16 protein-coding genes and 1 tRNA gene are annotated in these 21446 nt (G+C 64.6%); 6 read left to right on the top strand and 11 right to left on the bottom strand.

The features are described from left to right. Positions 1 to 70 precede the first annotated feature (70 nt). Positions 71 to 1930: a calcium-binding protein gene (locus B0I00_RS08400; RefSeq protein ID WP_100866924.1), complete on the top strand. Its 1860-nt coding sequence runs from the start codon at positions 71 to 73 to the stop codon at positions 1928 to 1930. Between the two features lie 132 nt (positions 1931 to 2062). Here the strand turns inward: B0I00_RS08400 and B0I00_RS08395 are convergent, their stop codons facing one another. Beyond that, a complete protein-coding gene (locus B0I00_RS08395; protein WP_100867166.1) occupies positions 2063 to 2806 on the bottom strand; it encodes an SDR family oxidoreductase in 744 nt (247 codons plus the stop codon). Between the two features lie 105 nt (positions 2807 to 2911). On the opposite strand from B0I00_RS08395, the gene B0I00_RS08390 reads away from it, so the two are divergent. Both B0I00_RS08390 and mtgA read left to right on the top strand, forming a co-directional pair. Next, the gene (locus tag B0I00_RS08390; RefSeq protein ID WP_100866923.1) at positions 2912 to 3292 is read left to right on the top strand and encodes a winged helix-turn-helix transcriptional regulator; all 381 of its coding nucleotides are present in this window, start codon (positions 2912 to 2914) and stop codon (positions 3290 to 3292) included. Between the two features lie 43 nt (positions 3293 to 3335). Next, positions 3336 to 4061, top strand: coding sequence for a monofunctional biosynthetic peptidoglycan transglycosylase (gene mtgA, locus B0I00_RS08385; RefSeq protein WP_100866922.1), 726 nt, complete (start codon positions 3336 to 3338; stop codon positions 4059 to 4061). A 57-nt stretch (positions 4062 to 4118) separates the two neighbouring features. On the opposite strand, the gene B0I00_RS08380 is transcribed toward mtgA, so the two are convergent. Next, positions 4119 to 7442: a TonB-dependent receptor gene (locus B0I00_RS08380; RefSeq protein ID WP_100866921.1), complete on the bottom strand. Its 3324-nt coding sequence runs from the start codon at positions 7440 to 7442 to the stop codon at positions 4119 to 4121. A gap of 357 nt (positions 7443 to 7799) precedes the next feature. Here B0I00_RS08380 and B0I00_RS08375 point away from each other — a divergent pair, with 357 nt between their 5' ends. Beyond that, positions 7800 to 8756, top strand: coding sequence for a cation diffusion facilitator family transporter (locus B0I00_RS08375; RefSeq protein WP_100867165.1), 957 nt, complete (start codon positions 7800 to 7802; stop codon positions 8754 to 8756). A 62-nt stretch (positions 8757 to 8818) separates the two neighbouring features. Then, entirely contained in the window at positions 8819 to 9331 is a 513-nt protein-coding gene (locus B0I00_RS08370; protein WP_100866920.1) for a nuclear transport factor 2 family protein, read from the top strand. Between the two features lie 14 nt (positions 9332 to 9345). Here the strand turns inward: B0I00_RS08370 and B0I00_RS08365 are convergent, their stop codons facing one another. The 8 genes from B0I00_RS08365 to B0I00_RS08330 form a co-directional block, all read right to left on the bottom strand. After that, positions 9346 to 10041: an aspartate/glutamate racemase family protein gene (locus B0I00_RS08365; RefSeq protein WP_100866919.1), complete on the bottom strand. Its 696-nt coding sequence runs from the start codon at positions 10039 to 10041 to the stop codon at positions 9346 to 9348. Positions 10042 to 10057: 16 nt separating this feature from the next. Next, the gene (gene clpX, locus B0I00_RS08360) at positions 10058 to 11314 is read right to left on the bottom strand and encodes an ATP-dependent Clp protease ATP-binding subunit ClpX (RefSeq protein ID WP_100866918.1); all 1257 of its coding nucleotides are present in this window, start codon (positions 11312 to 11314) and stop codon (positions 10058 to 10060) included. A 119-nt stretch (positions 11315 to 11433) separates the two neighbouring features. After that, positions 11434 to 12123 (bottom strand): ATP-dependent Clp protease proteolytic subunit, encoded by a 690-nt coding sequence (locus B0I00_RS08355; protein WP_100866917.1) that lies wholly within the window; start codon positions 12121 to 12123, stop codon positions 11434 to 11436. A gap of 171 nt (positions 12124 to 12294) precedes the next feature. Continuing rightward, complete coding sequence (locus B0I00_RS08350) at positions 12295 to 13053, bottom strand: hypothetical protein (RefSeq protein WP_100866916.1); 759 nt, start codon at positions 13051 to 13053, stop codon at positions 12295 to 12297. Positions 13054 to 13110: 57 nt separating this feature from the next. Then, positions 13111 to 13959 (bottom strand): transporter, encoded by an 849-nt coding sequence (locus tag B0I00_RS08345; protein ID WP_157812507.1) that lies wholly within the window; start codon positions 13957 to 13959, stop codon positions 13111 to 13113. A gap of 231 nt (positions 13960 to 14190) precedes the next feature. Next, the gene (locus tag B0I00_RS17025) at positions 14191 to 17364 is read right to left on the bottom strand and encodes a calcium-binding protein (protein WP_157812506.1); all 3174 of its coding nucleotides are present in this window, start codon (positions 17362 to 17364) and stop codon (positions 14191 to 14193) included. Between the two features lie 195 nt (positions 17365 to 17559). After that, on the bottom strand, positions 17560 to 19089 hold the full coding sequence (gene tig / locus B0I00_RS08335) for a trigger factor (protein WP_100866914.1): 1530 nt from the start codon (positions 19087 to 19089) through the stop codon (positions 17560 to 17562). Positions 19090 to 19146: 57 nt separating this feature from the next. Then, positions 19147 to 19231: transfer RNA gene (locus B0I00_RS08330), tRNA-Leu, on the bottom strand. A 138-nt stretch (positions 19232 to 19369) separates the two neighbouring features. Between B0I00_RS08330 and B0I00_RS17175 the strand changes: the two genes are divergently transcribed. Further along, positions 19370 to 19534, top strand: coding sequence for a hypothetical protein (locus B0I00_RS17175; protein ID WP_198519178.1), 165 nt, complete (start codon positions 19370 to 19372; stop codon positions 19532 to 19534). Here B0I00_RS17175 and sppA read toward each other — a convergent pair. Continuing rightward, the gene (gene sppA / locus B0I00_RS08325; protein WP_100866913.1) at positions 19531 to 21414 is read right to left on the bottom strand and encodes a signal peptide peptidase SppA; all 1884 of its coding nucleotides are present in this window, start codon (positions 21412 to 21414) and stop codon (positions 19531 to 19533) included. The genes B0I00_RS17175 and sppA overlap by 4 nt on opposite strands. Positions 21415 to 21446 lie beyond the last annotated feature (32 nt).

Here is a 21446-nt window from a genome sequence, read left to right as displayed (position 1 = left end):
GGCAAAGTGACCCGATAGCGCCATGAGCCGCGCCTAGCCCCTGCACAAACCCGCAGCAGGAGCGAATCGCATGGCCATTGCCCCTTCGACCAAAACCGATCCCTACATCCTCGGACTCGAACCCAACGTCACCTTCACGTCGATCCTGACGGTGGGCGACAACCTGCCCGGCGGCGGCGTCTTTGCAGGCATCCCCGACGGCCTTGGCGCCTTCGACAACGGCGACGGCACGATCACCGTGCTGGTCAACCACGAACTCGGCGCGTCGTCGGGCCTGGTGCGCGACCACGGATTGACCGGCGCCTTCATCGACCGCCTGGTCATCGACAAGTCGACCCTCGCGGTGGTCTCGTCCGACGATGCGATCCAGTCGGTCTATCTGTGGAACACCGCGACGGCCAGCTACGTTGCCGGCACGACAGCCTTCGCGCGCTTCTGCTCGGGCGACCTTGCTGAAACGAGCGCCTATTTCGACGTCGCCAGCGGGCTCGGCACGCTCGACCGGATCTACCTCACCGGCGAGGAAAGCGGCGCCGAAGGCCGCGCCGTGGCGACCATCGTCAGCGGCGCCAACGCCGGCGCAACCTACGAACTGGCCTCGCTTGGCAACCTCAGCTTCGAAAACCTGACCGCCAATCCCTTCGCGCAGAGCCTGACCATCGTCGCCGCGACGGACGACGGCACCAACGGCCAGGTCTACATCTACGTCGGCGAAAAGCAGACCAGTGGAACCGCGATCGAACAGGCCGGCCTTGTCGGAGGATCGTTCTACGGCATCAAGGTTGCCGGAATGACCGACGAAACCAACGCCACCGCGGTTTCGGGCACATTCACGCTCGATGCGATCGGTCCGAACGGCAAGGTCGCCAACCTGACCGGCGCGCAGATCGATGCCGAGAGCGAAGCAGAAGGCGTCACCAGCTTCCTGCGGCCCGAGGACAGCGCCTGGGATCCGCAAAATCCGAACGTTCTGTATTTCACTACGACCAACAGCTTCAGCGGCAATTCGCGGCTCTACCAGGCCACCTTCACCGACATCACCCGCCCCGAACTTGGCGGCACGATCCGCGCGGTGCTTGACGGCAGCGAAGGCCAGCACATGTTCGACAACCTGTCGGTGGCCGACGGCAAGGTGATCCTGCAGGAAGATCCCGGCAACCAGAGCTACATCGCGCGGATCTGGGAATACGACATTGCCAGTGACACCGTCCATGCCATCGCCGGCTTCGATCCGGTCCTTTTCACCTCGGGCAATCCGGGCTTCATCACGCAGGACGAGGAAAGCAGCGGAATCATCGACGTGACCAGTCTCCTCGGCACCGGCGACGAGCGGGTCTACCTGCTCGATGCGCAGGTCCACGCCGCGACCGGCAATCCCGCCACGGTCGAAAAGGGTCAGCTTCTGGTGATGCACGTTGCCGACGTCCAGGACGGCGGCAACGGCGATGACCTGCTCAACGGCGATGGCTCGGCCAACACCATCCACGGCTTCAACGGCGACGACACGATCCGCGGCGGATCGGGCAACGACACCCTCTACGGCGACAACGGCAACGACCGTCTGGAAGGCTGGTCGGGCGATGACGTGCTGGTCGGCGGCCGCGGCGACGACGTGCTGGTCGGCGGTGCGGGGCGCGACCAGTTCGACTTCAGCCAGGTGAAGAGCGTCGGCACCGACACGATCACCGACTTCGTCCGCGGCGAAGACCTGCTGCTCCTCGGCGAAGGAATGGGTCTGCGGAGCGTGAAGACCGGCGATTTCAACGCCGACGGCACGATGGACACGCGCGTGCAATTCACCACGGGCGGGTCGGTTATCCTCCTGGGCGTGACCGGGTTCGGCGACAGCGACGTGTTTTACGGTGCCGCCGACACCAGCCAGGACTTCGCCTTCCTCAAGGCAATGGTGGAACAGCACGCCATCGCCTGATCGAGCTTGTCAGGCCTTTCCGACTGATCGTCGGGGGGCCTGAACCGACCGAAACGGGGCCAGTCGACCAGTCGATCGGCCCCTTTCAGTTCGGGATCGGGCCAGCGTGCGGTTTCCGAAAGCGACCGCGGCCTAGAGCCGGCTCAGCATCGCCAGCACCTGCTCGAACTGGTCGTTCTTCTCCGCCTCGCGCAGGACCTTGGCGTTGGGCACCAGGACTTCATCCGGAAAGCCGCTTTCGCCGTATTGGGCCATGACCTGGTCGATATAGGTGGCTAGCGGCAGATAGCCCTCGCGGCTCGACTGGCCGGGGGTCAGTTCGGTCTGCACGGCTGGCGGGATCAGTTCGATCACGCGGACCTTGCCCGCCAGCATGGCGCGCAGCGAGACGCTGTACGAATGCAGCGCGGCCTTGGTCGCCGAATAGGTCGGCGCTTTGGGCAGTGGGACGAAGGCGAGGCCGGACGTGGTGTTCACGATCGCCGCATCCTGCTGCGCTGACAGGTGTTCGATAAGGGCATCTGTGAGGCGGATCGGGGCGAGCAAGTTGGTCTCTATGATCGAGGCGGCCGCCGAAAGATCGCGTCGATTGGTCACATCCTCGTAATCCATGATCCCGGCGTTGTTCACCAAGACATTGATGGCAGGATAGCGCGCAAGAAGTTCTTCAACGCCGCGCGCCACTCCGGCCGCGTCGCTGACATCGAGAACATGGGCGTGCATCGATGGCCGACCGGCGCAGGTTTCTTCAAGCGCACCAAGACGCCGCCCGGCGACGATCACCGTGTTGCCGCGATCGGCCAGTTCGCGCGCCAGTTCGCGACCGATGCCGCTGCCGCCGCCGGTAAAGAGGATGGTGTTTCCGCTGGGCTTCATGATCGGCACTTTCGTTGTGGTGGTTGGATGCCTCACCATGTATGGCGTTTAGGATGGAATTATAAGTAAGCACCTTTTTGAACCATACCCACCAAAAGGTTAGAAATGGCAAATCAGCCGATTACGAGTTACTCGACCGCTCCCGAAGTCGACGCGCTGGTCAACGATCTGATCGGGCGCGTGGCCGACAAGTGGACCCTCCTGGTGCTCGAACAGCTTGAGGAAGGCGGCGAGCAGCGATTCGGAGCCTTGGCCAGAGCCGTTCCAGGGATCAGCCAGAAGATGCTGACACAGACCTTGCGCGCGATGGAACGCGATGGCCTGGTCATCCGCACCGTCCATCCCGTCATCCCGCCGCATGTCGACTACCGGCTTACCACTCTGGGCCACAGCCTTGGCGAAGCGTTCTGCGGGGTGTGGCACTGGGCCGAGGCGAACCTTGCCGCGGTGCAGCGATCGCGCAGCGCCTTCGACGCGCGCGACTAGACCGGCTTGCGCCGCCGCGGATCAGCGGCCACCTTGTGCCACGATGCGCAAGTACCTTTCCCCGTCCCGCCCGGCCGCCAAGCACGGCCTTGCCTTCAACATCGGCTGGTGGATCGGCCGCCTGATCATCGCCTTTCTCGTCCTCAGCGTCGGGTTCACCATCCTCTACAAGTTTGTGCCGGTGCCGGTCACGCTGACCATGGTGCTCGATCCCAACGGCTTCGAAAAGAGCTGGCGCCCGTTGAGCCGGATCGACCGCAACATGGTCTCTGCGGTGATCGCCGGGGAAGACGCCAAGTTCTGCAGCCATCGCGGTTTCGACCAGGAAGCGATCGAAAAGGCGATCGAGCGCAACGCGCGCTCATCGCGGCTGCGCGGCGGATCGACCATCAGCCAGCAGACCGCGAAGAATGTCTTTCTTTGGCAGGGCACCGGCTGGACCCGCTATCTGCGCAAGGGCCTGGAAGCCTGGTTCACCGTCCTGATCGAGAACATCTGGGGCAAGCGGCGGATCATGGAGGTCTACCTCAACGTCGCCGAAACGGGCCTTGGCACCTACGGGGTGGAGGCCGGCGCCCAACGCTATTTCAAGCATTCCGCCGCGCGCCTGACGCGGACCGAGGCGGCCCGGATCGCGGCCGCCCTGCCCGCCCCCAAGCGGCGCGAAGTGGTCAGCCCCGGCGGCTTCACCCGCCGGCACGGCAACGCCATCGCCGCACGCAGTGGCGTGGTCCGCAATGAAGCGCTCGACGCCTGCGTCTACCGTTAAGGCAAAAAGAAAGGGGCGCCGAAGCGCCCCTTTCCGTTTTCGCTACCGCGAGTCCGATCAGAACTTGATGCGGGCCCCGACGCGGATGCCGTAGAGCGACTGACGCGCCTGCAGCAGGACGTTCGGCGTCGTTACCTGCGAATAGCGGTACTGCGCGCAGCCCTGGGTAGGCAGCGTAGCCTGCACCGCCGGCAGGCCGTTCGGATTGTTGGCGGCCGAAGTGCCGACGGCAACCACGGCCTGACCCGTCGACTGCGCCGTGGTGAGGCAGCTCACCGAGGCGATCGCCGCGTTGTAGGGGAACGGGAACTGCCGCAGCGCACCCCAGTCCTTGTTGATCAGGTTGAGCACGTTCTCGATGTCGGCAAACAGTTCGAACTTCGCCCCGTTCACGACCGGCAGGGGGATTTCCTGGCCGAAGTGCATGTCGATCTTGAAGAAGTTGGGCGAGGTCTGGCTGTTCTTCGGAACGATCTTGCCGCGGTACTTGTCGAGACCCAGCGTGGTCACGAGGTTGTTGAACGCCGTTTCGCTGGCTGCGGTGTCGAAGCTGACCTTCGGATCGCCGCCCGCAGTCGGCACGTAGAGCAGCATGTTGCCCAGGTTGCCCACGGTACCATAGACCGCGCCGCGGCCGCTCGACCGGTCGAGCATGGTGACGCTGTACGGACGGCCCGAACGCAGTTCGCCGAACAGGCCGACGCTGGTCTTGTTGTCGCCGAACAGGCGCGGCGTGAAGTTGAGGCCGAACTTCCACTGGTTGCGGTATTCGTAGATCGACCGGCCGTATTCCGGAACGTTCGGATCGGTGAAGGCGTTGTTGCCGTAGTTCGACGACGAGGTCGACGAAGTCAGTGCCGAACGGTCCTTGACGTCCGAACGGGTGTAGCTGCCGTCGATCGACACAACGTTGCCGAAGCGCTTCTCGAAGCGGACCGTCGCGAAGATGCCGCGGCCATCGCTGGTGTTGGTCAGCATCAGGTCGCGGTTGGTCGTCGCCGTGCCGCCGAAGGGACCGTACCGAGTGCGGCCATCGGGCAGGGTGCCGATCGGAACCGAACGCAGGTCGGTCCACATGTAGGCGTCGAGAGTCTTGTCGTAGAGGAACTGGACCCCGAACAGCCAGTCATCGCCCAGCGGACCGAGATCGGCGCTGTAGTCGGCCTGTAGCGAGGCCTTCATCTTGTTGGCGATCTTGAGATCGGGATCGATCACATCGGTCGCCGCTGCGGCAAGCGAGCCCACATTGGTGGTCAGGTAGTTGATCACGCTTTGCGCGATGGTGCCGTTGGTCAGCGGGCTGGCGGCCGAACCCAGCGCGTTGCAGGTGTTACCCGATGCGACGCAGTTGCTGCGGTTGATGTCGACCGTGTTGGTAAGCTGGCCAGTGTTCGAATAGACGTTCGACAGGAACACGTCGGGCGTGCCGCCACCGAAGATGCCCACGCCGCCCCGGACAATCAGACGCTCGGCCGGCTCCCAGGTGAAAGCCATGCGCGGCTGGAACAGGCCACGACCCTTGAAGGTCGAACGGTTGCTGAAGCCATAGCGTGCGGTGAAGTTGGGGTTGAGCGGCGGCAGCGGATTGGTGTCGAACAGGTCGTAGCGCATGCCGAGCGAGAGGTTGAGCGTATCGGAAACCTGCCAGTCGTCCTGGATCCCGAACGTCCAGTTGCGGGTGGTGAACGAAGCAGCCGCCGCGCTCGGATCGTTCGACGGCACCGCGTTCGAATAGCGCAGGCGATTGGCGAGGCCGGCCTGGAAATCGGCGATCGAGTCGAAGTAGAAGTCACCAAGCGAACGCTGCAGGAACAGATTGAAGGTGTCGATCGTGGTGTAGCCGCCCATCAGGCGCAGCGAGTGGGCACCCGCTTCGAGGCGCGCGGTCAGGTCGACCGACAGGTTGTCGGTGTTGAGTGCGTTCGAATGGCGGCTGACGTCCGGACCGAAGAACACGCGAGCCGAGCCGCACGAGGTGGCCGAGTTTGTGCTGGTGTTGGTGATCGAAGCCGGATCGAGGCAGACTTCCATGTTCGGGAACGGCGCACCGAACGGGGTCTGGCCGCGGTTGTAGTCACGGTACGACGCGCGCAGGGTGGTCGAGAAGCGATCGGTCCACGACGAGTTCAGTTCGAAAGTGCCCGAATTGACTTCTTCGGTCAGCTCATAGCCGTTCGAGGCGAGGCCGAGGGCATAGACCGGGGTAAGGAAGTTGTTCTGCTGGAACTGGTTGGTGCCGACATTGCGGATGTAGGTCAGCGCGGCGCGGTGCGCGTCGCTGATGTTCCAGTCGAGCTTGGCGACGATCTTCTCGTCTTCTTCCTGCGCGGTGGTCAGCTGGCCAAGGGTGTCATAGTTGAAGCGGCTCTGCGCGATCGAGGAGACCTGATCGATCAGCGCCTGGGTAACGTTGGTCACCTGGTTGGCGTAAGCCGAACCGACGCCGTCCTCGATCGGCTTGCCTTCCTTGGTGCGTTCGTAGGCGACCATGAAGAACAGCTTGTCCTGAATGATCGGGCCCGAGAGCCAGCCGCCATACTGCTTGGAATCGAAGTCGAGGTTGACGGTCGTGGTCTTGGTCTTGCTGCCGGTCAGGCTGTCGTCGGTGTAGCTGAAGAAACCGCCGCCGTGCAGCTTGTTGCCGCCCGAACGCAGCACGACGTTGATCGCGCCGCCCTGCATGTCGCCTTCCGCGATGTCATAGGGCGCAACCTTGACCGAGAACTGTTCGATCGCGTCATAGGGCACCGGGCCGCGGTTGGTCGGCAGGCCGCCGTTGTTGAGGCCGAAGTCGTCCGACATCTGCATGCCGTCGACCGAGAAGCGGTTGAGGCGGCCGTTGTTGCCGGCGATTTCGATGGTGCGGGCGTTGGTCAGGTCGATCGTGACCAGCGGGTCGCGGCGAGCCAGGTCGCGGATGTCGCGGTTGATCGAGGCCGCGTTTTCGATTTCGGCGCGGCCGAGCGCAGTGGTCGGGCCGTCGCTGTTGTTGATGCGCGGCTGGATCGAGGACGCGCTGACGACGATCTGCTGTTCGGCCTGGAGGTCGATCGGCAGACGGCTGGGAACGCCGGCTTCGAGGTACAGATCGTTGACCGTGCCGCCCTGGTAGCCGGCGGCTTCGACCGTCACGGTGAAGGGACCGCCGACGCGCAGGCCGTTGGCGCCGAAAGTGCCGTCCTCCGCCGTGGTGGTCGTGGCGGTGGTGCCCGAAGGTTCATGGGTGACGGTGACCGTTGCGCCCGCGATCGGGCTGCCGCCCGAGGTGACGACGCCGCGGACCGCCGAGGAGGTTTCCTGTGCGGCTGCCGGCGCGGCGATCATGCCGCAAGCGAGAGGAATGCTGGCCGCGCTGGCGGCAAGGAAGAACTTCAGCTGCATGTCGTATGTCCCCAGTTCCCGGGTTCGGGATGTCTTTTCAAGATCTTACGGTTTCGAAGACCGGCAGCGAATCACCACCGACCTTCCGACCTGCCGTTTCAATACAGGTGCCGTGCGCCCCTAAAAACAGCCCAAGGTGACAGAATTGCGACACTCGCAGACCGCCTGCCGGTGGCGATAAGTATACGGGCAATTAAGTTTCATTCGGGCACGAAATGGTGGAATGTTTGTTTGAAATGGGAGCACTTATCTAACGTTCGGCACGTGCCAGCGCCTTGCCATCCCGTCGATTCTTGCTGCACTGCGGCATTTGTGCAACGCTGGCTGCGCGAACCGGCCCGGAAGGACAATAACTGCATGATAAAGGCCGATCACAAGGGCCACGATCACCACAACGGCGCCGGTCAAGGGCACGGGCACGGACACCACCACCAGCACGTGGCAGGCAGTCACGGCACGGCCTTTGCGATTGCCGTCGTCCTGAACGCCGGGTTCGTCGTTGCCGAGGCGGCAGCGAGCTTCATCAGCGGATCGGCCGCGCTGCTCGCCGATGCGGGTCATAACCTGGGCGATGTGCTGTCGCTGCTGCTGGCCTGGGGCGCGTCGGTGCTCGCTGCGCGCCCGGCCTCGAAGGGCTTCACTTACGGCCTCAAGAGCAGCTCGATCCTTGCCGCGATCGCCAACGCGGCGCTGCTGTGGGTCGCACTCGGCGCGGTCCTGATCGAGACCCTGCGGCGTTTCTGGCAACCCGAGGAGGTCAACGGCTGGCAGATGATGGCGGTGGCCGCGATCGGCATCGGCATCAACCTCGCCTCGGCGTTGCTGTTCGCGCGGGGAAGCAAGTCGGACCTCAACCTGCGCGCAGCCTTTCTCCATCTGATGGCCGATGCGGTCGTTTCGGCCAGCGTGGTGCTGGCTGGCCTGGTCATCATGCTGACCGGGCAGGACTGGATCGACCCCGTCGCCAGCCTGATCATCACCGTCGGCCTCGCCTGGGCCAGCTGGGATCTGCTCAAAGACGCGATCAAGATGGGGCTGCTTGCCGTCCCGGGCCACATCGACGAGGCCGCGGTGCGCGAATACCTGACCGCGCTGCCCGGCGTACGTGCAGTTCACGACCTGCACATCTGGCCGATGAGCACCACCGAGGTCGCCTTTACCGCGCACCTCGTCATGCCCGGTGGCGCGCCTTCCGATGCGTTTCTGGCCGACGTCGCACGCCATCTCGACGAGCGGTTCGGCATCCACCATGCGACGATCCAGGTCGAAACCGGCGTGGACGATTGCCGCCTGCACGGCGCGCACGCCCACTGACTGGCGCTCAACCGCTGTTCATCCCGGCAAGGCTATGGCGCCGCCACCACACAGGAGTCGACATGCCCCGCTTCGCCACGCTTGCCCTTGCTGCCACGCTTGCCTCGTCGGCCTCCATCGCGGCGCCAGCCCTGGCGCAAGCCGACACCGCGGCCGAGTTCGAGGCCCGCTACGCGGCCCTGCGCACGGCGATGGAGGCGCGCGATGCCGCCGCGACCGGCGCGATCCTGGCGCCCGAATACACGATGACCGACCTGCGCGGCGAAACGCGCAAGGGCGCCGATATGCTTGCCCGGATGCAGAAAATGGCGGCCCGCGCGCCCGATGCCGCGCGCAAGATCGAAACGAAAGTCCTCTCGGCAACCGTCGTCGGAGACAGGGCCACGGTCGAGCAGCAGCTTGTCGGCGGCGCCAGGCGGACGGGCGATGACGGCAAGGAACACACCATGGAAATGGTGATGGCAAGCACCGACACCTGGGCGCGGCGCGGCGAAGCCTGGCTGCTCGTTTCGAGCGTTCAGACCGGCATGACGGTGAAGCGCGACGGCGAAGTCTTCTTCCACGAAGGCAAGTAGGGTCCCAGCCCTTGTCAGGCCAGCGCCCACTCCACAGCCGCAGCGGCGTGGAGCGCCGTGGTATCGAACAACGGCACCGGATAGCGGACCCCCTGCTCGACCAGCAGGACAAGCTCGGTGCAGCCCAGGATCACTCCTTGCGCGCCGTCAGCGGCCAGTTCCTCGATCAGGCCACGGAACCGCGCTTGCGAGGCGGGTTCGATCCGGCCGGCAACCAGTTCCTCGAAGATGATGCGGTGAATGTCGGCGCGGCCGTCATTGCCCGGCGCGAAGCAGTCGATCCCGGCAACCGCGAGAATCCTGTCGGCCAGAAACGGCCGGTCCATGGTAAATCCGGTACCAAGCAGGCCGGCGCGCGACATGCCGTGCCGCGCCATGGCCTTGGCCGTCGGATCGGCGATATGCAGCACCGGCAAGGGTGTCGCCGCTTCGACAGCGTCCAGGCACAGGTGCATCGTGTTGGCGCAAATCAGGATGAAGTCCGCGCCGGCCGCATGCAGTGAACGAGCGGCTTCTGCCATGATTTCGCCCAGCCGATCCCATTCCCCGGCATGCTGCAGCGTCGCGATCTCGTCGAAATCGACCGAGACCAGCACGATCCGCGCGGAATGGACACCGCCGAGCCGTTCCAGCACCAACTGGTTGAGGACGCGGTAATATTCGGCGGTGCTTTTCCAGCTGATCCCGCCGATCAGCCCGATGGTCTTCACGCGACCCAAGGCGGCGTCAGGCCGCCTCTTCCCGCGGCTTGATCACGCGAACCGGTTCCTTGCGGCCTTCGACCACGTCCTTGTCCACCACCACTTCGGAGATGTCGGTCTCGGTCGGCAGGTCGAACATCGTGTCGAGCAACAGCCCTTCGACTATCGAGCGCAGTCCGCGCGCACCGGTCTTTCGCTCGATGGCCTTCTGGGCGATCGCCTCGAGCGCATCGTCGGTGAAGGTCAGTTCGACGTCTTCCAGTTCGAACAGCTTGGCATACTGCTTGATCAGCGCGTTCTTCGGTTCGCGCAGGATCTTGACCAGCGCCTCGATGTCGAGGTCATTGAGCGTCGCGATCACCGGCAAGCGGCCGACGAATTCGGGGATCAGGCCGAACTTGAGAAGGTCTTCGGGCTCCGCCTTCTGCAGCAGTTCGCCCACCCGGCGCTTGTCGGGATCGGCGACGTGCGCGCCGAAGCCGATCGAGCGCTTCTGCAGACGGTCGGCAATGATCTTTTCGAGGCCCGCGAAAGCACCGCCGCAGATGAACAGGATGTTCGTCGTGTCGACCTGCAGGAATTCCTGCTGCGGATGCTTGCGCCCGCCCTGCGGCGGGACCGAGGCCGTCGTGCCTTCCATCAGCTTCAACAGGGCCTGCTGCACGCCTTCACCCGACACGTCGCGCGTGATCGAGGGGTTTTCCGCCTTGCGGCTGATCTTGTCGATTTCGTCGATGTAGACGATGCCGTGCTGGGCCTTGTCGACGTTGTAATCGCTCGCCTGGAGCAGCTTGAGGATGATGTTCTCCACGTCCTCGCCAACGTAGCCGGCTTCGGTCAGCGTGGTGGCATCGGCCATGGTGAAGGGCACGTCGAAAGTCTTGGCCAGCGTCTGCGCAAGCAGGGTCTTGCCCGAACCGGTCGGGCCGACCAGCAGGATGTTTGACTTCGACAGTTCGACTTCGCCGCCCTTGCCGCTGTGCTTGAGACGCTTGTAGTGGTTGTGCACCGCGACCGAGAGAACGCGCTTGGCGCGGTCCTGCCCGATCACATAGTCATTCAGCGTTTCGAAAATATCCTTCGGGCTGGGAACGCCGCCATCCTTCTTGCCGGCGATCCCGGCCTTGGTTTCCTCGCGGATGATGTCGTTGCACAGCTCGACGCATTCGTCGCAGATGAAGACGGTCGGCCCGGCGATAAGCTTGCGCACTTCGTGCTGCGATTTGCCGCAGAAGCTGCAGTAGAGGGTGCTTTTCGCGTCGGAGCCTTGCAGTTTGGTCATGCTTTCTTCCAGTTTCCCCGCATTGGCAGGGATTCGCCGGAGTGTAGCCCGGCGATCTGATTCTTCAATCCTGTGTCATAGCACGGCCGCATTGACCGTGCCTGAAGCGGCAGGGTTACTTATTCCTTCGCGCCCTTAGACGCATCGGCACCCGGTTCGTCGCCAGCAGGGCGTGTTTCGAAGACCTTGTCGACCAGACCGAAGGCGCGTGCTTCTTCGGCATCCAGCCAGGTGTCGCGGTCCAGGGCTAGGTCGATTTCTTCGACGCTTTTGCCCGTGAACTTCGCGTAAAGCTCGTTGAGCCGCTTGCGCAGGCGCAGGATTTCGCGGGCCTGGATTTCGATATCGGTCGCCATGCCGCGGGCACCGCCGGACGGCTGATGGACCATGATGCGCGCCTGCGGCAGCGCGATGCGCATGCCCGGTTCACCCGCAGCAAGAAGGAAGCTGCCCATCGAGCAGGCCTGGCCGATGCACACGGTCGACACGCGGGGGCGGATGTACTGCATGGTATCGTGGATCGCGAGACCCGCCGTCACCACGCCGCCCGGCGAGTTGATGTACATCGAGATGTCCTTGGACGGGTTTTCGCTTTCCAGGAACAGCAACTGGGCGACGATGACCGACGCCATGTGGTCCTCGACCTCGCCGGTCACGAAGATGATGCGTTCGCGCAGCAGGCGCGAATAAATATCGAAGCTGCGTTCGCCGCGGCTCGACTGTTCGACCACCACCGGGATCAGGGCGCCGGTCACGGGATCGTGGGTAAACTTGCCTTGGGCACTGGACGAACCGAACAGGTCGAGCATGGACTTCCTCTTGCAGCGTTGGTCCGCCTATGTCGGCCCTGCCCGGCGGATGTTCAAGGGCATTAACCCACGAAGCTGTCGATGGGCCGAAACGAACGAACCCCCGGTCGAACGGACCGGGGGTTCGCCGCGTGACGCCTGGGCCGCCTGGGCTGCCCCGGCATCGTGACCTTAGAGGCCGAGCAGGTTGTTGACCGCCGCGATCTGGGCGTCCGAGAGCGTCGTCTTGGTCGACGTGCCGAGCGCGAGTTGGGCATCGACCACATCGGACTGCGCGTCGGCCAGCAGCGCCTGGTCGGTCGACAACTGGGTCTGCGCGGTGGCAAGCGTGGTCTTGGCCGCATCGAGCGTCGCCTTGGCGGCATCGACCTTTGCCTGATCGAGCGGCTGGGCAGCCAGTGCAGCGTCATATGCGGTCTGCGCGTCGGTCACCGCGGTCTGCGCTGTCGCTACCGAAGCCTGGCCGGTGGCGACCAGACCGGTGTACTTCTCGACGTTGGCCTTCGCCTCGACCGTGGCGGTCTTGTAGGTGTTGATCGCGCCGACGACCGACCTTTCCGAAGCGTGGGCAAGTCCGTTATCCGAGGCGTGAGCCGCATTGAGCTTCTTCAGCAGCGAGGCGGCGGCGCCGGTGTCGCTCCGGCCGGAAGCGTTGGCCGAGGCCTTTATCTTGGCATTGGCGCTGACCGTTGCACGTGACTTCGCCTTGGCGGAAGCCGCAGCGCTTGCATCGACGCCGACCGATTTGGCGGGCAGTGTTGTCGGGATGCGCGCGGTGGCGGCAGCGGGAATACGCGCTGTGGCGGCAGCCGGCGGTCCCTTGGGAATGTTCGGCAAGGTTGGCTTCACGCCGCCCGGATTGGCCAGCGCGACCGAAGCCGCGGACAGGGCGAACCCGGCAGCAGCGGCGGTAAGAATGTGTCGACCCATTTTACTCTCCTCTTCAAATTAGATTCGGTGCAACGCACCGCGCAGAAATTCCTGTCTTTACGGGAACAGGCTCAAGCGCAGACCGGCGCCCCAGCGCGGGCTGGCATCGTTGAAGCCCGCCATGCCGTAGAGCGTCAGCCCCAGCCCCTTGCTGACCCGGTAGGTCATGTAAGGGGAAACGACCGCCTGCCCGGCATAGCCTTCGGCCACCGGTTCGCGGTACGAAACACTGACGCCGTAGTTCTGTTTCTCGTCCGGTCGCAGATTGAGACCGCCTGACGCGGTAATCCCATCCTTGAGCTGGTAGGCTGCCGGGCTGCCGAGCCAGGAATAGCCGACCGAACCGAACAGCATGACCGTGCTGGACAGCGACTTGTAGGCGCTGAGCGTCGCCGAATAATCGGTCTCGCCCGTGCCGATCGTGTCCTTGGCGGTCGGCAGCTTGACCCCGGCGCCCAGTTCGAAGGCCGGCAAGGCGACGCTTTCGGTGTTGAGCAGATAGGCTGCCGACACGTTGACGTCGCCGATGCCGTCGCGCTTGACCGTACTGGTGCTGTTGGGATCGCTGACCACGACCCCGCCGACCAGCTGGCCGGGGCCCTTGATCGAGACCCACGGTACACCCGCCTGGAGCCGCAGACGGCCGAACTGGCCCTTCAATTCAACCGGCACGCTGACCACCGAGGTATCGGCGAGCGCACCGTACTTGCCGACCGAATAGTCGACCCCGGTCGACAGTTCGAACGTGTCGACTTCGGTCTGCGGTGCCTCGGTGACGACGGTGTTCTGGCCGCTGACCTTGGATGGCGTGTCGGCGCTTGCGGCCAGGGCGGGAACGGCGAAAACGGTAGAGGCCGCAGCGAGAGCCAGACGAGCGGCACGCGCGCAGTAGATACGGTAAGTCATGGTCATTCCTGATATAATTGGTCCTGGCCGGTGTGCGGCGAACCCATCCTCCCTAGGCAAGGGAGGCGCGAACACCGCGCCAGCCCGTAGACAACGACTGGACGCGCGACTTTACCTCGCCATGCACGAAAGTGGTTATCGGCGCGGCAGGGAAGATTGGCCAGATCGGGCAGACGCGCACAGCCGTCCGCCTGCCGCAAAAGCGGGCGAGATCAGACCACTAGTGGACGCTCAACCGAAAATGAAATCGGTCGCGCTGAAACTGGAAGCCTGCAGGTTCTGGAACACGACGATGTTCCCGCCGCCCAGATCGAGCGCGCAATCCGCGCCGTTCTGGACCAGGTGCGTGCTCACTTCGGCCCAGGAGCCGTAGAACCCGGTCAGCTGGATCCTGTCCTCGCCGGGGCGGAAGTCACCGATTACGTCCTGACCGACGACGCCGTCGAACACGAAGGTATCACTGCTGTATGGCCCTTCGAGCAGGTCGCCGAACAGCACGTCGTTGCCCGCCTTGCCGTTCAGGGTGTCGCTTCCCTGGTTGCCGAGCAGCCAGTTGTCGCTGGCCGATCCGGTCAGCACGTTGTTCAGCTCGTTGCCGGCAGCAAAGGGCGTGTTGCCGGTCAGGGTGCAGTTTTCGACATAGGCCCACAGGTAAAAGCCGGCGCCCACGATTCCGGCATAGACGGTGTCGGTACCCTCGAACTGACCCTCATAGACGATGTCGTCGGGGGTATCGACATAGTAGGTGTCGTTGCCCGCCGCGCCGTTCATGATGTCATAGTCGCCCAGACCCGAATTGGCGTAGATGATGTCGTTACCCGCCCCGCCATAGAAAATGTCGGTATCGAAGCTGGCGCCGCCGATGATGGTATCGTCGCCGTCTTCGCCATAGAGCGCATCGGGGTTGTCGCCGCCGTTGATCGTGTCGTTGCCGAGGCCGCCGACGATGTAATCGATTCCGGCATCGCCATTCAGGGTATCGTCGCCGTCCTCTCCGAACAGGCTGTCATCACCCGCGCCGCCATGGATCGTGTCGTTGCCAAGGCCGCTGATCAGAAGGTTGCCTGAATCGTTCCCGGCGATCACGTTGGCGAGGTCATTGCCCACGCCGAAGTTGCTTCCTGTCCCGGCGGCCAGGGTCAGGTTCTCGACATTGGCGTAGAGGTAGAAGTTGCCCGTCGCGATCGCGGTATCGATGCCCTCTCCGGCGCTCTCGACGATCACATCGGCCTGGGCGTCGACGTGGTAGGTATCGTTGCCGAGCCCGCCAACCAATTGATCGACGCCGGCCTTCCCGTCGAGCACGTCATCGCCCGCGTTGCCGCGCAACACGTCGTCGGCGCCCGATCCGTTGAGCGTGTCGGCCCCTGACGCCCCGAGCAGGACCTGGTTGAAGGCGGCGCCCTGCAGCGCGTTGAGCGTCATGCCGGTCGTGTTGCTGCCCGCGACCGCCATGACTACGGCGTCGCCCCCAGGTCCATTTGTCCAGTCGACGAGATTGAGCGTCGGCACGGTGGCCGAAGTGCCAGAGACCGCGACCAGGACCAGTTGGTCGATGCCCGCGCCGCCGATCACCGTCGTGATCCCCGCGCCCTGATACTGCGGAAGCAGCAGCACCGCACTGAGCGTTTCCCCGACCTTGCTATCAAACTTTAGCGTCTCGATCCCGTTCAGCACGTTGGCGAAATAGAGGCTGTGCTGGCTGAACCCGCCGGGCACGAAGCCGCGCAGGACCAGGCTGTCGGTTCCGGTCCCGCCTGTGATCGACGGCTGACCGAAGACGCCGTTGGGGTTCAGCGCCCCATCGAGCACGATCACATCGTCGCCGGCATCGCCGCTGATGATATCGGCTCCGCCGCCGCTGTAGATGCGGTCGTTGCCGTCGCCGCCGTGCATCTGATCGTCCAGGTTGACGCCCAGCATGATGTCGGCAAGCGCCGTGCCGTTGTCGTAAACCGAATAGTACCCGGTATCGAGCTTGAAATCCGTCGCAGCCAGGCTTGCGGCGCTGACCCCGTTCAGACGCACCTCGGTATGGTTTCCGCCGCTGTCGCCCGCGATCACCGCCCCGTTGGCGCCCTGCGAAAGGAAATCGCGCAGCCGATCGAACAGTATGAAGCCCGACCCGCTGACGTCGAACTTGTCCGACCCTTGGGTAAAGTCGGTGATCGTGAAGGTTCCCTGGCCGAGGTGGAAGGTGTCGGCGCCGATGCCGCCGGTCGCCGTCTGCGTCCCCGTGCCGAACCAGATTTCGTCAGCCGCGCCCGATCCCACGATCGACACGCCGTTGCCCGTTCCAGCAACGATCTGGAAGCGAACGTCGGTACCCGGCAGGAAGGTGAACAGCGCGCCCGAGAAGCTGCTGTTGTCGTCAAGGTCGATCTCGACCGTTCCGGTGCCGCCGAAGACCGCCGCAGCAGGCAGCATCGCAAGATGGGCCTGGTCGAGAACGAGGTAGCCCTCATCCTGCTTGGTCACGATCGGCTGGGGCGGCAGGACCGCGGCCTGAAGGAAGAAGCCCTCGATACCGACCAGCGTGGCTTGAAGGTCCACGAAACCGCCGATGCCGACAAGATCGGTGCCCGTGCCGCCGTTCCAGGTGGCACCCGCGCCGTTGTAGGTCGTCGGCGGCATCCACGACGACCCCGTCGGCGCAAAGGAGTTGACGATCAGGATCAGGTCGTTGCCCGCCCCCGCCATCACCGCGTCGGCGCCGGCGCGCGCGTCGAGGATGTCGGCATTGGCCGATCCATTGAGGATGTCGTCGCCTTGCCCACCCGACAGAAGCTGAAGGAAACCTGCCCCGGCGCGGGCGTTGAGAGTCACGCCGACCCCCGGCCCGGCGGACGACGACAGCACGACGAAATCGCCCCCGTCCCACGCATTGGCGGGAACGGCATCCCAACCGACCAGGGGAAGGTCGGGCATCTCGTAGACGCCGGAGCTCGTCCCGGTGGACATGGTCAGAAAATCGCGCCCGGCCCCGCCCACGATCTGGGTCAGTCCGATCGAGGCCCAGTTGGACAGCAGCAGCGACGACTGCATGGCCTGCCCCGCTTGCGAGGCGAAGACCAGTCGCTCGATCGAAGAGAGCGTCGAGGCCGACAGGCCGTGCGGAGACAGCAGCCCGAACGATGTAACCACGGGCCCCGGAATGGTGCGCAGTTCGATCGTGTCGAATCCGGCGCCGCCGTTGAACGTCTCGCCCGCCGATGTCGGCTGGTCTTCGACGAAAGTATCTTCGCCGTTGCCGCCCGACAGCATGTCGACGCCCAATCCGCCATAGATGAAATCGTCGCCGTCGCCGCCGTCGATCGTGTCGTTGCCGGCAAGGCCGTAGATCGTGTCGGCATCCGCGGTGCCGTTGAGCACGTCGACGACCGACGTTCCAGTGATTACAGCCATGGCCTATTCGTCTCCCGCATCGCCGGTCCGATCGACCTCGATCGCGGCGTTGATCCGGGACAAGTCGCCGAAAATCAATCGAAATGTTGCGGGATGACCCTGCTGTGCCAGTCCCGCACAGATACTCCAGACAAATGAAAACCCGGACAGACCCAACGGCCCGCCCGGGTTTCGCAAATGGTTGGGGATCGCCCCTTACTTCTTGGCGGCAGCGGTCTTCTTGGCGGGAGCCTTCTTGGCCGGCTTGTCCTCGGCAGGGGTGGGCGCAGCCTCTTCGGCCTTGGGCTTGGCCGCCTTCTTTGCGGCAGGCTTTTCGGCCGTGTCGCCGTCGTCGGCCTTGGCCGCCTTCTTGGCCGGAGCCTTCTTGGCGGGCTTGGCCTCCTTGGCGGGAGCGGCTTCCTCGGCCTCGATCGCGGCCTGCAGTTCTTCGCGGGTCACGGTCTTTTCGGTGACATCGGCCTTGTCGAACAGGAAGTCGACGACCTTGTCCTCGTAAAGCGGGGCGCGCAGCTGGGCGGCGGCCATCGGGTCCTGCTGGACGTATTCGTAGAACCGCTGGCGGTCTTCCGGACGGTACTGCTGCGCGGCCTGGGCCATCAGCATCTGCATTTCCTGCTGGCTGACCTCGACCGCATTGGCCTGGCCGATTTCCGACAGCAGCAGGCCGAGACGCACGCGGCGCACGGCGATGGCGCGGTAATCGTCCTTCTCGTCCTCGATTTCCTTGAGCGCGGCTTCGGGGTCGTCCTCGTTCTGCGCTTCCTGGGTCAGCTGTTGCCAGATCTGGCCGAATTCGGCTTCGACCATCGAAGGCGGCACGTCGAAATCGTGTCCGGCGGCGAGCTGGTCGAGCAGCGCGCGCTTCATCTGGGTGCGGGTCAGACCGGCGGTCTCCTGCTCGAGCTGGCCGCGCAGCAGGCCCTTGAGCTGTTCGAGATCGGTCAGACCGAGGCTCTTGGCGAAATCGTCGTCGAGCTTGGTCTCGCCCGGAACCTTCACGCCCTTGACCTTGATGTCAAACGTCGCGTCCTGGCCCTTCAGGTTTTCGGCCGGATAGTCGACCGGGAAGGTCACGGTGATGGTCGTTTCATCGCCTTCCTTGACCCCGACGAGCTGCTCCTCGAAACCCGGGATGAAGCGGCCGGCGCCCAGTTCGAGAGCGGTGTCCTGCGCGCTGCCGCCGTCGAATTCCACGCCGTCGAGCTTGCCGACAAAGTCGATCACGACCTGGTCGCCGTTTTCGGCTTTCTTGCCCTTCTTGGCATCGGTGAAGCTCTTGGCCCCGGCGGCCAGCTTGCCGAGCTGTTCGTCAACCTGTTCGTCGGTGACCGGCACGACCAGCTTGTCGAGCTTGAGCCCGTCGAGAGTCGGAGCCTGAATCGAGGGCAGCACTTCGAGGCTGACGGTGAGGTCGGCGTCCTTGCCTTCCTCGTAACCCGGGGTCAGCTCGATCTGCGGCTGCATCGCCGGACGCAGCTTGTTGTCGGCAACGACCTTGTCGACCGCTTCGCGCACCGAGGTGTTGAGTGCTTCCTGGTGCAGCGCGGGGCCGTGCATCTTCTTGACCAGGTTCGCCGGAACCTTGCCCGCGCGGAAGCCCGGCATGCGGACCTGCGGCGCGATCTTGGCGACTTCGCCATCGATCCGGGCGGCGATGTCCTTCGCCGTGATCTTGACCGTATACGCGCGCTTCAAACCTTCGTTGGTGGTCTCGACAATCTGCATGACAATAGAAGCCTTCTCGAACTGCGTCCTGGCTGGTCGGATCCGGTGCGGGGGAACTGGTGCGGGCGAAGGGACTCGAACCCCCACATCTTGCGATACTGGTACCTAAAACCAGCGCGTCTACCAATTCCGCCACGCCCGCAGCCGACGAAGCCTTGAATCAAGCGGTGGCCCTTAGTGAGGTCCGCCGAAAAGGGCAAGCACGCTTGCGGCGGCGATCGGCCGGATTGCGGGGAACGGCCGGTCGGGCTAGCCGTTATCATAGCAGAGGAGACCTGCCATGGCGACCCAGCCAGACCCCGCGCCCGACACCATCGAGCCACAGAGCCCGCCCGAAAGCCCGGGACAGAACCCGGTGCCCGAAGCCCCGCCGACCCAGCCGGTCGAAACCCCGGCGCCGGACCCGTCGATCAACGAACCCGGCCAGGTTCCCAACGAGGTCTAGAGGCTGACAAGCGCGGCGAGGCGCGCGGCCCAGCCCATTTCAACGCTCAGCGGCCGGACGCTGACGACCTGTACCGGGCAATCGAGGCAATAGGCCTGCGCCCCGCGCGCGCCGACCATCCAGCGCAGGCTGCCGATCGCCTGGACTACCCGCTGTTCCTGCCGCTGCGCGAGGATCGCGGCCAGATCGGCCGAGCGCGCGCCCTCGGCATCGTCGTCCCCGCCTTTCAGCCGTTCGAGCAACGAGGCATAGCGGTTTTCGCTGCGACCGTAGAATTCGGGATGCCAGTCATCGCCCAGCTTGGCCGACTGCGCGGCGAACACCAGAGCATCGTCGAGATTGCCGAACTGATCGACCAGGCCGTTCTGGCGGGCGGTGCCGCCGTCCCAGACGCGGCCCTGGGCAATCGCGTCGATCTGCTCGGGCGTGCGTCTCCGCGACTGCGCGACCAGCCCGATGAAGCGGGCATAGCCATGCTCGATCGTAGACTGGATCATCCCGTCGACTTCGGGGGTAAAGCCGCCCAGAATGTCGGGCTGGCCCGAAAGCGGCGTGGTGCGCACGCCATCGGCCTTGATTCCGTAATCGGCCAGGGTCCGTTCGAAACTGGGGATAAGCGCGAAGATGCCGATCGAACCGGTGATCGTCGCCGGTTCGGCAAAGATCCGGTCGGCCGGAGTCGAAACCCAATAGCCGCCACTGGCCGCAAGGTTGGCCATCGATACGACCACCGGCCGCTTCTTGGCCTTGAAGCGCTCGATCGCGCCGCGGATCACTTCGGACGCCATGACCGAGCCGCCTGGCGAATCGACCCGCAACACAAGCGCCGCGGCATCGTTGTCGTTGGCATCGTCGATCAGCCGGGCGATGCGATCGCCGCCGGCGGTGCCGGGTCCCGCGTCGCCATCGACGATCGAGCCGGCCACGGTGACCACCGCCACGGCCTTGCCCTCGCGGCTTTCGGGATGGGCGGCGAGCAGCGTATCGACCGAGGTGTGGGCGAAGGCGCCTGGCCTGGTCGAGGCGGGATCGGCCCCGACCAGTTCCTTCACCCGTTCGCCGAAGGCGACCCGGTCGCCGATGCGGTCGACCAGTCCCGCAGCCTGCGCGGCCTTGGCCGCATCGCCGCCGGAAGCCGTGATCCAGCCGACCGGATCGGTGGTGACCCGGGCGATGTCGGCCTTGGGCCTGGCCTTGACGACATCGGCCTTCCAGTCCTCGAACACGGCAGCGTAGAGCGCGCGGCGCGCCTCGCGCGACGGATCGGAGGCGCCGTCGCGAATGAACGGTTCGACGAAATCCTTGTAGGTGCCGACCTTGTAGACGTGCGGCGTGATCTTCAGCTTTTCGAGCAGCGGCCCGAAGTACGGCTGCGTGCCCCCGGGGCCGGTGACGATTGCACCGCCAAACGGATCGACCCAGGCCTCGCTCGCGTGGGCGGCCAGCAGGACGCCGTCGTCCATGTACGCGCCGGCATGGGTCAGAACCGGCTTCTTGGCTGCGCGCACGGCATCCATCGCCGCGCCGATTTCCTGCATGTGGACAAGCCCGCCGCCTGAAAACTCCGACAGGTCGAGCGCCACGGCCTTGATCCGGTCATCGGTGGCAGCAGCGCGGATGGCGCGGGCGACGTCGCGGGCGCGATGCTCGCCCTGCGGCTTGGCGCGCGAAAGCAGCAGTTCGAAGGGGTCGATCTCGGCCGGTTCCTCGACCACAACGCCGTCGAGCTTGACCAGCAGCGCGCCGTCGCGAACCAATCCCGCGCTGGGCCGCGCTGTCAGCGCCAGATAGAGCGCGGCAAAGAACAGCAGCATGAAGCACAGGACGAGCCCGTCCTTGATCGCGACAAGGAAGGTCCAAACCTTGCGGGCAAAAATCATCGGGTCATCCTAGGTGCCACTCGTCCAGCCTT

It is taken from the genome of Novosphingobium kunmingense, from assembly GCF_002813245.1.
Lineage (GTDB): Bacteria > Pseudomonadota > Alphaproteobacteria > Sphingomonadales > Sphingomonadaceae > Novosphingobium > Novosphingobium kunmingense.
The sequence above is the reverse complement of the archived record's forward strand: the minus strand, read 5'-3'. Positions and strand labels throughout refer to the sequence as shown.